The organism is Pantoea sp. E2023-21 (assembly GCF_051302795.1).
Lineage (GTDB): Bacteria > Pseudomonadota > Gammaproteobacteria > Enterobacterales > Enterobacteriaceae > Pantoea > Pantoea ludwigii_A.
In genome coordinates, this window is record NZ_CP195344.1 from 3,492,199 (window position 1) to 3,504,181 (window position 11,983).

The window sequence follows — 11,983 nt, forward strand, 5'->3', positions numbered from 1 at the left end:
CTCAAAAGAATAAAATGCCCAAAATATCGTATGGGCATTTTTATTAAAAAACTATTTTCTCAATCGTAAGCTTTGCACTGCATGATCTGCCGACTTGGTCATTATAAGACTGGCTCGTTCACGTGTAGGAAGAATATTTTCCTTTAAATTAAGCCAGTTAATCTCTTTCCATAGTCCACGCGCAATATTGAGTGCATCCTCTTCTGGCAACTGCGAGTAGTGATGGAAATAAGAGTCTGGATCGCTAAATGCGCCCTCGCGGAATTTTAAGAATCGACTTACATACCAGCTTTCGAGTAATGACTCTGGCGCATCAACGTAAATTGAAAAATCCACGAAATCTGACACAAATACATGATGAGGATCGTGAGGATAGTCCATGCCGCTTTGCAGCACATTCAATCCTTCCAAAATAAGAATATCGGGTTGTTGTACTACCTTATCGCCATCCGGAATAACATCGTAAATCAGATGAGAATAAACCGGCGCTGTAACCTGACTGGCACCCGATTTAAGATCGGAAACGAAGTTAACCAAGCGATGCATATCGTAAGATTGCGGGAACCCTTTTTTCTTCATCAAGCCGCGTTCTTTGAGCACTGCATTCGGATGTAAAAAACCATCAGTAGTGATCAGTTCTACTTTACGATGTTCAGGCCAGCGACTAAGGAGCGCCTGAAGCACACGAGCGGTGGTGCTTTTACCTACCGCAACGCTGCCTGCAATACTTATGATGTAGGGGATTTTCTGCCCGTTGGTGCCAAGAAATTGCTCGAGCACTGCCTGACGACGCAGATTAGAACTGATGTAAAAATTAAGCAGTCGCGATAGCGGCAGATAAATCTCGGCCACTTCTTCTAATGAAAGGTCTTCATTGATACCACGCAGACGTTCAATTTCACTTTCAGCCAGCGTCATTGGTACTGAATCGCGCAGTGCTGCCCATTGTTGACGATTAAACTGCAAATAGGGCGTAGTAAGAGGTATCGTTTTTTTACTCATAAGCATGCATCTGAGTGCAAATTAGGACTCATCAACACCTTGCTGCATTAGGCATACAACGATGTATCAAACTCAATTGCACTTCACAGGGGTAATTAACGAGAACAATGGGCTGGAGGGTAACACCAGTGTGACTTTAAAAAGAAGTAAAATGATAAACAGCAGCACGCTTTCGCAAGCGTGCCCGCATTTTTCTTGTCGGTCAGTAGCTTGTCGCTACATTTTCTGCTGGGCTGGTGCGCAGACGTTTATAATAAATCGCGCCGGGATGAGGATGCCCATTAGCGCATAACGCGTAATCAGGCAATTCTCCTAAGTAGTGGTAGCCATGCGATCGGTAAAAATTTTCTGCGGCCGAACCAGCAATGACGTCCAAATAAAGCAGTCCTCGCTGATAGCTATCAGCCTTATGCTCAAGCGTTTGTATTAATCTTCGCCCAATCCCTTCACGCTGAGCGCTAGAGTGTACGAGCAGCTGTAAAACTTCCGCGCGATTCTGTCCATCTGGGCGCTGACAAATATTGAGCTGCACACTTCCCACCACAACAGAGTCGATGATGGCGATCCATAATAGCAACTCATGGCGTGCCATTTGGTTGCGCAAGCTATGAAAATAGCGTTCAGCGTCCTGATACTGTTGCATCCCTTGTGAAGGTTGAAATGCCGATGTCATATTGTTTTTTACCGCGTCTATCATCAGTGCAGCCAAAGCCTGGCGGTAAAGAGGTAATGTTTCTGATGTTAGCTGAACAATATTCATGCGGCATCCTCAATGTTTGGTCACATTAAATAGATAAGCAAGAAGCGGGCCAGCAAAAAAAACACAGGGTGTTAGGATATTTTCGCAAAAAAATTTCCACGATTTGCACAGCAGAAAGGCAGCATGCTTCCAAAATGTGCATTGGAAATGAGGGTGGCACACAGAAGCTTACCCCTTCAGATGAAGTAAAAGTGCACGTATTTTGGGTGATTTTTCTGCAGGTGATGACTAATTTGCGAGGATTTGCACAAATAGTAAGCGATAGAACAAATTTGACGATTTTTTTGTTGCATCCTTCTTCGGGTCTTCCTAGAATGCGCTCCACTTGATGCCGGCTTAGCTCAGTTGGTAGAGCAACTGACTTGTAATCAGTAGGTCACCAGTTCGATTCCGGTAGCCGGCACCATCAAGTAGGTGGGATTCCCGAGCGGCCAAAGGGAGCAGACTGTAAATCTGCCGTCACAGACTTCGAAGGTTCGAATCCTTCTCCCACCACCATCTCAACCTCCTGGTTGGGCGTCAGATAAAGTCTTTATCTGATGGGTGAGTTCTTCATCTCTCACCTTCGAATTTCAGATTGCGCATTAGCGTAATCAAAGTTGGTCAGAAACTCTGACCGGCTCGAATAATAGAAGGTCTTCTTTTATTATTCATAAGCTACAGAAAGAACAGGTAGCCGAGTTCCAGGATGCGGGCATCGTATAATGGCTATTACCTCAGCCTTCCAAGCTGATGATGCGGGTTCGATTCCCGCTGCCCGCTCCAGATGTGCTGATATGGCTCAGTTGGTAGAGCGCACCCTTGGTAAGGGTGAGGTCCCCAGTTCGACTCTGGGTATCAGCACCACTTCCTTTATCTCTCTCCTGATTCTCTCTCTGTAAACCAAACAGTCAGGTTTTGCCTGGTTGATATGACGATATCTTCGATATATCCGTGTCTTAGAGGGACTAGCGATGGCTAAAGAGCAATTTCAGCGTAACAAACTGCACGTAAACGTGGGTACCATCGGTCACGTCGACCACGGTAAAACCACCCTGACTGCAGCAATCACTACCGTTCTGGCTAAAACCTACGGTGGTAAGGCAAGCAAATTCGACGAGATCGATAAGGCGCCAGAAGAGAAAGCACGTGGTATCACCATCAACACTTCTCACGTTGAATATGAAACCCCGACTCGCCACTATGCGCACGTTGACTGCCCAGGCCACGCCGACTATGTGAAAAACATGATCACCGGTGCTGCGCAGATGGACGGCGCGATCCTGGTTGTTGCTGCGACTGATGGCCCTATGCCTCAGACCCGTGAGCACATCCTGCTGGGTCGTCAGGTTGGTGTTCCTTACATCATCGTGTTCCTGAACAAGTGCGACATGGTTGATGATGAAGAGCTGCTGGAACTGGTTGAGATGGAAGTACGTGACCTGCTGTCAGCATATGACTTCCCAGGCGACGACACGCCAATCGTTCGTGGTTCTGCTCTGAAAGCGCTGGAAGGCGAAGCAGAGTGGGAAGCTAAGATCATTGAACTGGCTGAGCATCTGGATACCTACATCCCAGAGCCAGTACGTGCAATCGACCTGCCGTTCCTGCTGCCAATCGAAGACGTATTCTCAATCTCAGGCCGTGGTACTGTTGTTACCGGTCGTGTTGAGCGCGGTATCGTTAAAGTGGGCGACGAAGTTGAAATCGTTGGTATCAAGGCGACTGTTAAGTCTACCTGTACCGGCGTTGAAATGTTCCGCAAACTGCTGGACCAGGGTCAGGCAGGCGAGAACTGCGGCGTTCTGCTGCGTGGTATTAAGCGTGAAGATATCCAGCGTGGCCAGGTTCTGGCTAAGCCGGCTTCAATCAAGCCGCATACCAAGTTCACTTCAGAAGTGTACGTTCTGTCTAAAGATGAAGGCGGCCGTCATACTCCGTTCTTCAAAGGCTATCGTCCACAGTTCTACTTCCGTACCACTGACGTGACCGGCAACGTTGAGCTGCCAGAAGGCGTTGAGATGGTAATGCCAGGCGACAACGTTCAGATGACCGTTGAGCTGATCCACCCAATCGCGATGGATGAAGGCTTGCGCTTCGCTATCCGTGAAGGCGGCCGTACTGTTGGTGCGGGTGTTGTTGCTACAATTATCGCTTAATTACGATAACATTTGACGCAATGCACAAGGAAAGGGCATCATTTGATGCCCTTTTTGCACGCTGTTACATAGAACCTGGCTCATCAGTGATTTTCAATCATAATCATTGTTGAGACAGGCTCTGTTTCACGGCGTTGGATACCGAGTTACGCTCAACAGCTCATTCGGTTTGGATGCCTCGCTCTGCGGGGCAGAATAGTTTCTGAATTATTGTGGCAGGTTGGTTTATGAGTGCGAATACCGAAGCTCAAGGAAGCGGGCGCGGCCTTGAAGCGATGAAATGGGTAGTTGTGATCGCATTGCTCCTGGTAGCAATCGTCGGCAACTATATTTATCGCGATGTTACACTGCCTCTGCGCGCACTGGCTGTGGTAGTGCTGATCGCTGCAGCGGGCGGCATTGCATTGCTGACAATTAAAGGCAAAGCGACCGTGGCATTTGCTCGTGAAGCTAAAACCGAAATGCGTAAGGTCATTTGGCCGACTCGCCAGGAAACATTGCACACCACGTTAATCGTTGCCGCGGTAACTGCCGTGATGTCACTGATTTTGTGGGGGCTGGATGGTATTCTGGTCCGTCTGGTATCGTTTATCACTGGCCTGAGGTTCTGAGATGTCTGAAGCTCCAAAAAAACGCTGGTACGTCGTTCAGGCGTTCTCCGGTTTTGAAGCCCGCGTAGCTAAGTCGCTGCATGAGCATATCAAACTGCACAACATGGAAGAGCTTTTTGGCGAAGTCATGGTGCCGACTGAAGAAGTCGTCGAAATCCGTGGTGGCCAGCGTCGCAAAAGCGAACGTAAATTCTTCCCTGGCTACGTACTGGTTCAGATGGTAATGAATGACGCCAGCTGGCATTTAGTACGCAGTGTACCGCGTGTAATGGGCTTTATCGGTGGTACTTCCGACCGTCCTGCGCCAATCAGTGATAAAGAAGTTGATGCGATTATGAACCGCCTGCAGCAGGTAGGTGATAAGCCGCGTCCAAAAACGCTGTTCGAGCCAGGCGAGATGGTACGCGTCAGCGACGGCCCGTTTGCCGACTTCAACGGTGTGGTCGAAGAAGTGGACTACGAGAAGAGTCGCTTGAAAGTGTCTGTTTCCATCTTTGGCCGCGCAACGCCAGTGGAACTCGACTTCGCTCAGGTGGAGAAAGGTTAACCCTTTTGTTCACTTTTTAGCTCTTGCGGAAGGCGCGAAATTTACCTATAATTTCGCGCCTTTTGTTTTTATGTGCCGGTAACGGCGTATAAATCGTTATCACGGGGAGCCTGTTTTTCAGGCGTTATAACCCAATTGAGGAATTATCATGGCCAAGAAAGTACAAGCCTACGTTAAGTTGCAAGTTGCAGCTGGTATGGCTAACCCAAGTCCACCTGTTGGTCCAGCTCTGGGTCAGCAGGGTGTTAACATCATGGAATTCTGCAAAGCGTTCAACGCTAAGACTGAATCCCTGGAGAAAGGCCTGCCTACTCCTGTTGTTATCACCGTATACAGTGACCGTTCTTTCACCTTCGTTACCAAAACGCCTCCGGCTGCCGTACTGCTGAAAAAAGCAGCGGGCATCAAGTCTGGTTCTGGTAAGCCGAACAAAGACAAAGTCGGTAAAGTTTCCCGTGCTCAGGTACGTGAAATCGCAGAAACTAAAGCTGCGGACATGACTGGTTCTGACGTAGAAGCGATGACTCGCTCTATCGAAGGTACTGCTCGTTCCATGGGCCTGGTAGTAGAGGATTAAGAAATGGCTAAGCTGACCAAGCGCATGAGCGTAATCCGTGACAAAGTTGATGCTACTAAGCAGTACGACATCAACGAAGCTGTTGCTCTGCTGAAAGAACTGGCTACTGCCAAGTTCGTAGAAAGCGTTGATGTTGCTGTTAACCTCGGCATCGATGCACGTAAATCTGATCAGAACGTGCGCGGCGCGACCGTTCTGCCACACGGTACTGGTCGTTCAGTACGTGTTGCCGTCTTCACCCAAGGTGCAAATGCTGAAGCTGCTAAAGCAGCTGGCGCAGAGCTGGTTGGTATGGAAGACCTGGCTGAGCAGATCAAAAAAGGCGAAATGAACTTTGACGTTGTTATTGCATCTCCAGATGCAATGCGCGTTGTTGGCCAGTTGGGCCAGGTTCTGGGCCCACGCGGTCTGATGCCAAACCCGAAAGTTGGTACTGTAACTCCTAACGTTGCTGAAGCAGTTAAAAATGCTAAAGCTGGTCAGGTTCGTTATCGTAACGACAAAAACGGCATCATCCACACCACCATCGGTAAAGTGGATTTTGACACTGACAAATTGAAAGAAAACCTGGAATCTCTGCTGGTTGCGCTGAAAAAAGCGAAACCTTCACAGGCTAAAGGCGTGTACATCAAGAAAGTCAGCATCTCTACCACCATGGGCGCCGGCGTTGCCGTTGACCAGGCTGGCCTGAGCGCATCAGCAAACTAATTGCTGCTTGTAACGGGCGAAAAATTCATCTAGAATCTTACGCCCGTTGTTCTGGTTGAGTAATCAAGCCAGAACCCAGATTCAAAGTGATGGAATTGCCAGGTCTAAACGCTTAGCTGTTCAATCACTTAGGTTGGAGCCAGGCCTTATCCTGGCCTCCGTCCAAGACCGCAGGAGCGGAATATTTTCGGATATTTTGCTTAATACCCTGCGTAGACGGTGACAGAACCAAAAAGAATTTTTTCTTCACTGGATTCTGCTCACCGTGTAATAGCGCTTATCGCCTTCGGGTAAATAAGTGAAGTGAGTTCCGGGAAATCTTTCCCGGTCAATCCAGGAGCAAAGCTAATGGCATTAAATCTTCAAGGCAAACAAGCGATTGTTGCTGAAGTTAGCGAAGTAGCCAAAGGTGCGCTTTCAGCGGTTGTTGCGGATTCCCGTGGCGTGACCGTTGATAAAATGACCGAACTGCGTAAAGCAGGTCGTGAAGCTGGCGTTTACATGCGTGTTGTTCGTAACACCCTGCTGCGCCGCGTCGTTGAAGGTACTCCTTTCGAGTGCCTGAAAGACACGTTTGTTGGTCCGACCCTGATTGCATACTCTTTAGAACACCCGGGCGCTGCTGCTCGTCTGTTCAAAGATTTCGCTAAAGCGAATGCAAAATTTGAGGTCAAAGCTGCAGCCTTTGAAGGTGAGCTGATCACGGCGGCCAATATTGACCGTCTGGCAACTCTGCCGACTTACGAAGAAGCACTGGCACGTCTGATGTCGACCATGAAAGAAGCCGCTGCTGGCAAACTGGTCCGTACTCTGGCTGCTGTGCGCGATGCAAAAGAAGCGGCTTAAGGCCAAATTCTTTTCCTTCGTGCTTGCTAACGTATAATCTTTTTCTGATTTTTAGGAACAATCGATATGTCTATCACTAAAGACCAAATTCTGGAAGCTGTTGCCGCTATGTCCGTAATGGAAGTAGTTGAGCTGGTTTCTGCTATGGAAGAAAAATTCGGCGTTTCTGCTGCTGCCGCTGTAGCTGTTGCTGCTGGCCCAGCTGAAGCTGTTGAAGAGAAAACTGAATTCGACGTAGTTCTGAAAGCTGTTGGCGCTAACAAAGTCGCAGTAATCAAAGCAGTACGTACTGCAACTGGCCTGGGCTTGAAAGAAGCTAAAGACCTGGTTGAAGCGACTGGTACTATCAAAGAAGGCATCAGCAAAGATGACGCAGCCGCTCTTGAAGCTGCTCTGAAAGAAGCTGGCGCTGAAGTTGAAGTTAAGTAAGACAACCTTCGGGTTGCAGCCTGAGTAACATTAGGCTGATGGCTGGTGACTGTTTAGGTCACCAGCCTTTTTGCGCTACAGGGGAATGATGGCGTTTCGCACTGTTTGTCCGTCATTCCTCTTCAATATCTTTTTCTATCGACGCCTTAATATATCGCTCTCCTGCAAAGGTTCCCTGCCTGAACAACGGCGATGAAATGATTTAAGAGTGATAGAAAGATGTATTGCATGGGGTGCGAAGCATCGCATGAAAAACAAAAAATAGTGTTGCATGAACTGTCCTTTTCAGGACGGACAGCGTGGTTCGACATGTCAGCTAGCTGAGGAACCCCATGGTTTACTCCTATACCGAGAAAAAACGTATTCGTAAGGATTTTGGTAAACGTCCACAAGTTTTGGACATACCTTATCTCCTTTCTATCCAGCTTGACTCGTTCCAGAAGTTTATCGAGCAAGATCCAGAAGGCCAGTACGGTCTGGAAGCAGCCTTCCGCTCCGTATTCCCGATCTCTAGCTACAGCGGCAATTCTGAGTTGCAGTATGTAAGCTACCGTTTGGGTGAGCCTGTCTTTGACGTAACTGAATGTCAGATCCGTGGCGTGACCTATTCGGCACCGCTGCGCGTGAAACTGCGTCTGGTGATCTACGAGCGCGAAGCGCCGGAAGGCACCGTAAAAGACATTAAAGAACAAGAAGTCTACATGGGTGAGATTCCACTCATGACTGACAACGGTACCTTTGTTATCAATGGTACTGAGCGTGTTATCGTTTCTCAGCTGCATCGTTCTCCAGGCGTGTTCTTTGACAGCGATAAGGGTAAAACGCACTCTTCCGGTAAAGTGCTTTATAACGCACGTATTATCCCTTACCGCGGTTCATGGCTCGATTTCGAGTTTGACCCGAAAGACAACCTCTTCGTCCGTATTGACCGTCGTCGTAAGCTGCCGGCCAGTATCATTCTGCGCGCGTTAAGCTTTACTTCAGAACAAATCCTCGATCTGTTCTTTGATAAAGTCGTTTATGAAATTCGCGACAATAAACTGCAGATGGAACTGGTGCCTGAGCGCCTGCGTGGTGAAACCGCCTCCTTCGATATCGAAGCAAACGGCACGGTCTACGTTGAGAAAGGTCGTCGCATCACTGCGCGTCACATCCGTCAGCTAGAAAAAGACAACATTCAGCACATCGAAGTGCCGGTTGAATATATCGCTGGCAAAGTCGTTGCTAAAGACTACGTCGATCTGAACACCGGCGAGCTGATCGTTCCTGCAAACATGGAACTGTCATTGGATCTGCTGGCGAAACTGAGCCAGTCAGGCCACAAGCGCATTGAAACGCTGTTCACCAACGACCTGGATCATGGTGCGTACATCTCCGAGACTCTGCGTGTTGACCCAACCAACGATCGCTTAAGCGCGCTGGTTGAGATCTACCGCATGATGCGTCCTGGTGAGCCACCAACGCGTGAAGCGGCTGAAAACCTGTTCGAGAACCTGTTCTTCTCTGAAGATCGTTACGATCTTTCTGCGGTTGGCCGCATGAAGTTCAACCGTTCTCTGCTGCGTGATGAGATCGAAGGTTCAGGTATTCTGAGCAAAGACGACATCATCGAAGTGATGAAAAAACTTATCGGTATCCGTAACGGTATCGGTGAAGTGGATGATATCGATCACCTCGGTAACCGTCGTATTCGTTCCGTTGGCGAAATGGCAGAAAACCAGTTCCGTGTTGGTCTGGTGCGTGTTGAGCGTGCAGTTAAAGAGCGTCTGTCTCTGGGCGACCTCGATACACTGATGCCGCAGGATATGATCAACGCCAAGCCGATTTCGGCGGCGGTGAAAGAGTTCTTCGGTTCAAGCCAGCTTTCTCAGTTTATGGATCAGAACAACCCATTGTCTGAGATTACGCACAAACGTCGTATCTCTGCTCTGGGCCCTGGCGGTCTGACCCGTGAGCGCGCCGGCTTCGAAGTACGTGACGTACACCCAACCCACTACGGTCGTGTATGTCCTATCGAAACTCCGGAAGGCCCGAACATCGGTCTGATCAACTCACTCTCTGTTTACGCGCAGACTAACGAATACGGCTTCCTTGAAACCCCATATCGTCGCGTTGTTGACGGTAAAGTGAGTGACGAAATCCATTACCTCTCTGCTATTGAAGAGGGTAACTACGTTATCGCTCAGGCGAACACCAACCTTGCAGAAGATGGCAGCTTTGTTGACGATCTCGTCACCTGCCGTAGCAAAGGTGAGTCAAGCCTGTTCAGCCGCGATCAGGTTGATTACATGGACGTTTCCACCCAACAGGTGGTTTCTGTCGGTGCGTCACTGATCCCGTTCCTGGAGCACGATGATGCTAACCGCGCCTTGATGGGTGCGAACATGCAACGTCAGGCGGTTCCAACTCTGCGTGCTGATAAGCCGCTGGTTGGTACCGGTATGGAGCGTGCAGTTGCGGTTGACTCCGGTGTAACTGCCGTCGCGAAACGTGGTGGTACCGTTCAGTACGTTGATGCTTCTCGTATCGTTATCAAAGTTAACGAAGAAGAGATGTATCCGGGCGAAGCGGGTATCGACATCTACAACCTGACTAAGTACACCCGTTCTAACCAGAACACCTGCATCAACCAGATGCCTTGTGTGAATCTGGGTGAGCCGATTGAGCGTGGCGACGTGCTGGCAGATGGCCCGTCTACCGACCTCGGTGAACTGGCGCTGGGTCAGAATATGCGCGTGGCGTTCATGCCATGGAACGGTTACAACTTCGAAGACTCCATCCTCGTATCCGAGCGTGTGGTTCAGGAAGACCGTTTCACCACTATTCACATCCAGGAACTGGCATGCGTGTCGCGCGACACCAAGCTGGGGCCAGAAGAGATCACCGCTGATATCCCGAACGTGGGTGAAGCAGCGCTCTCTAAACTGGATGAATCCGGCATCGTGTATATCGGTGCGGAAGTGACCGGTGGCGACATTCTGGTTGGTAAGGTAACGCCGAAAGGTGAAACCCAACTGACGCCAGAAGAAAAACTGCTGCGTGCGATCTTCGGTGAAAAAGCCTCTGACGTAAAAGATTCGTCACTGCGCGTTCCGAACGGCGTATCCGGTACTGTCATCGACGTGCAGGTCTTCACCCGTGATGGCGTGGAAAAAGACAAGCGCGCGCTGGAAATCGAAGAGATGCAGCTGAAGCAGGTTAAGAAAGACCTGTCTGAAGAACTGCAGATTTTCGAAGCTGGCCTGTTTGGCCGTATCCAGGCAGTACTGATCTCAGGTGGCGTTGAAGCTGACAAGCTGGACAAACTGCCACGTGAGCGCTGGTTGGAGCTGGGCCTGACTGATGAAGAGAAACAAAATTCTCTGGAGCAGCTGGCTGAGCAGTACGACGAGCTGAAGCACGAGTTTGAGAAGAAACTTGAAGCTAAGCGTCGCAAGATCACCCAAGGCGATGATCTGGCCCCTGGCGTGCTGAAAATCGTTAAGGTGTATCTGGCTGTGAAACGTCAGATCCAGCCTGGTGACAAGATGGCAGGTCGTCACGGTAACAAGGGTGTTATCTCTAAGATCAACCCTATCGAAGACATGCCTTACGATGAGCATGGTACGCCGGTCGACATCGTACTGAACCCGCTGGGCGTACCATCGCGTATGAACATCGGTCAGATCCTGGAAACTCACCTCGGTATGGCGGCGAAAGGCATTGGTGAAAAAATCAATGCGATGCTGAAGAAGCAGGAAGAAGTCTCCAAACTGCGTGAGTTTATCCAGCGTGCTTACGATCTGGGCACTGATGTGCGTCAGAAAGTTGACCTGAACACCTTCACAGACGACGAAGTACTGCGTCTGGCAGAAAACCTGAAGAAGGGTATGCCAATCGCGACTCCGGTGTTTGACGGTGCGAAAGAGAGCGAAATCAAAGAGCTGCTTCAGCTCGGCGGTCTGCCTTCTTCCGGTCAGATCACCCTGTTCGACGGCCGTACTGGTGAGCAGTTTGAGCGTCAGGTAACCGTAGGTTACATGTACATGCTGAAACTGAACCACTTGGTCGACGACAAGATGCACGCACGTTCTACCGGTTCTTATAGCTTGGTTACTCAGCAGCCGCTGGGTGGTAAAGCGCAGTTCGGTGGACAGCGCTTCGGTGAGATGGAAGTGTGGGCACTGGAAGCATACGGTGCCGCGTATACCCTGCAGGAAATGCTTACTGTTAAATCTGATGACGTTAACGGCCGTACGAAGATGTATAAAAACATCGTCGACGGTAACCATCAGATGGAACCGGGCATGCCGGAATCCTTCAACGTACTGTTGAAAGAGATTCGCTCGCTGGGTATCAACATCGAGCTGGAAGACGAGTAAGTAC

General features: G+C 49.5%; 10 protein-coding genes and 4 tRNA genes. 12 read left to right on the forward strand and 2 right to left on the reverse strand.

The genetic code is table 11. The features are described 5' to 3' along the window. Nucleotides 1–51: 51 nt before the first annotated feature. A complete protein-coding gene (coaA, locus tag ACRQ84_RS16390) occupies nucleotides 52–1,002 on the reverse strand; it encodes a type I pantothenate kinase (RefSeq protein WP_064740323.1) in 951 nt (316 codons plus the stop codon). 202 nt (nucleotides 1,003–1,204) lie between these two features. Further along, nucleotides 1,205–1,762, reverse strand: a complete 558-nt coding sequence (locus tag ACRQ84_RS16395) for a GNAT family N-acetyltransferase (RefSeq protein WP_483816603.1) — start codon at nucleotides 1,760–1,762, stop codon at nucleotides 1,205–1,207. A 330-nt stretch (nucleotides 1,763–2,092) separates the two neighbouring features. Here ACRQ84_RS16395 and ACRQ84_RS16400 point away from each other — a divergent pair. From ACRQ84_RS16400 to rpoB, 12 genes are all read left to right on the forward strand, one after another. Further along, nucleotides 2,093–2,168 (forward strand) — tRNA-Thr (locus ACRQ84_RS16400). 7 nt (nucleotides 2,169–2,175) lie between these two features. Beyond that, nucleotides 2,176–2,260, forward strand: a tRNA-Tyr gene (locus tag ACRQ84_RS16405). Between the two features lie 192 nt (nucleotides 2,261–2,452). Then, nucleotides 2,453–2,527, forward strand: a tRNA-Gly gene (locus ACRQ84_RS16410). A gap of 5 nt (nucleotides 2,528–2,532) precedes the next feature. Beyond that, nucleotides 2,533–2,608 (forward strand) — tRNA-Thr (locus tag ACRQ84_RS16415). 107 nt (nucleotides 2,609–2,715) lie between these two features. Then, the gene (gene tuf / locus ACRQ84_RS16420; RefSeq protein WP_180822597.1) at nucleotides 2,716–3,900 is read left to right on the forward strand and encodes an elongation factor Tu; all 1,185 of its coding nucleotides are present in this window, start codon (nucleotides 2,716–2,718) and stop codon (nucleotides 3,898–3,900) included. A 227-nt stretch (nucleotides 3,901–4,127) separates the two neighbouring features. Beyond that, nucleotides 4,128–4,511: a preprotein translocase subunit SecE gene (secE, locus tag ACRQ84_RS16425; protein WP_064741592.1), complete on the forward strand. Its 384-nt coding sequence runs from the start codon at nucleotides 4,128–4,130 to the stop codon at nucleotides 4,509–4,511. A 1-nt stretch (nucleotide 4,512) separates the two neighbouring features. Then, complete coding sequence (gene nusG / locus ACRQ84_RS16430) at nucleotides 4,513–5,058, forward strand: transcription termination/antitermination protein NusG (protein WP_007886300.1); 546 nt, start codon at nucleotides 4,513–4,515, stop codon at nucleotides 5,056–5,058. 148 nt (nucleotides 5,059–5,206) lie between these two features. Further along, complete coding sequence (gene rplK / locus ACRQ84_RS16435) at nucleotides 5,207–5,635, forward strand: 50S ribosomal protein L11 (protein ID WP_007886298.1); 429 nt, start codon at nucleotides 5,207–5,209, stop codon at nucleotides 5,633–5,635. Between the two features lie 3 nt (nucleotides 5,636–5,638). Further along, complete coding sequence (gene rplA, locus ACRQ84_RS16440; protein WP_007886296.1) at nucleotides 5,639–6,343, forward strand: 50S ribosomal protein L1; 705 nt, start codon at nucleotides 5,639–5,641, stop codon at nucleotides 6,341–6,343. A 348-nt stretch (nucleotides 6,344–6,691) separates the two neighbouring features. Further along, nucleotides 6,692–7,189 carry a 50S ribosomal protein L10 gene (gene rplJ / locus ACRQ84_RS16445; protein ID WP_007886294.1) on the forward strand — a complete coding sequence of 166 codons (498 nt, stop codon included), beginning with the start codon at nucleotides 6,692–6,694 and terminating at the stop codon, nucleotides 7,187–7,189. A gap of 66 nt (nucleotides 7,190–7,255) precedes the next feature. Then, nucleotides 7,256–7,618, forward strand: coding sequence for a 50S ribosomal protein L7/L12 (gene rplL, locus ACRQ84_RS16450; RefSeq protein ID WP_007886292.1), 363 nt, complete (start codon nucleotides 7,256–7,258; stop codon nucleotides 7,616–7,618). Nucleotides 7,619–7,950: 332 nt separating this feature from the next. Continuing rightward, nucleotides 7,951–11,979, forward strand: a complete 4,029-nt coding sequence (gene rpoB / locus ACRQ84_RS16455; protein ID WP_064741593.1) for a DNA-directed RNA polymerase subunit beta — start codon at nucleotides 7,951–7,953, stop codon at nucleotides 11,977–11,979. The last annotated feature ends 4 nt before the right edge of the window (nucleotides 11,980–11,983 follow it).

Bases quoted from the DNA above. Each gene is read 5' to 3' on its own strand.
- coaA (WP_064740323.1), bottom strand. From the start codon at position 1,002: ATGAGTAAAAAAACGATACCTCTTACTACGCCCTATTTGCAGTTTAAT.
- ACRQ84_RS16395 (WP_483816603.1), bottom strand. From the start codon at position 1,762: ATGAATATTGTTCAGCTAACATCAGAAACATTACCTCTTTACCGCCAG.
- tuf (WP_180822597.1), top strand. From the start codon at position 2,716: ATGGCTAAAGAGCAATTTCAGCGTAACAAACTGCACGTAAACGTGGGT.
- secE (WP_064741592.1), top strand. From the start codon at position 4,128: ATGAGTGCGAATACCGAAGCTCAAGGAAGCGGGCGCGGCCTTGAAGCG.
- nusG (WP_007886300.1), top strand. From the start codon at position 4,513: ATGTCTGAAGCTCCAAAAAAACGCTGGTACGTCGTTCAGGCGTTCTCC.
- rplK (WP_007886298.1), top strand. From the start codon at position 5,207: ATGGCCAAGAAAGTACAAGCCTACGTTAAGTTGCAAGTTGCAGCTGGT.
- rplA (WP_007886296.1), top strand. From the start codon at position 5,639: ATGGCTAAGCTGACCAAGCGCATGAGCGTAATCCGTGACAAAGTTGAT.
- rplJ (WP_007886294.1), top strand. From the start codon at position 6,692: ATGGCATTAAATCTTCAAGGCAAACAAGCGATTGTTGCTGAAGTTAGC.
- rplL (WP_007886292.1), top strand. From the start codon at position 7,256: ATGTCTATCACTAAAGACCAAATTCTGGAAGCTGTTGCCGCTATGTCC.
- rpoB (WP_064741593.1), top strand. From the start codon at position 7,951: ATGGTTTACTCCTATACCGAGAAAAAACGTATTCGTAAGGATTTTGGT.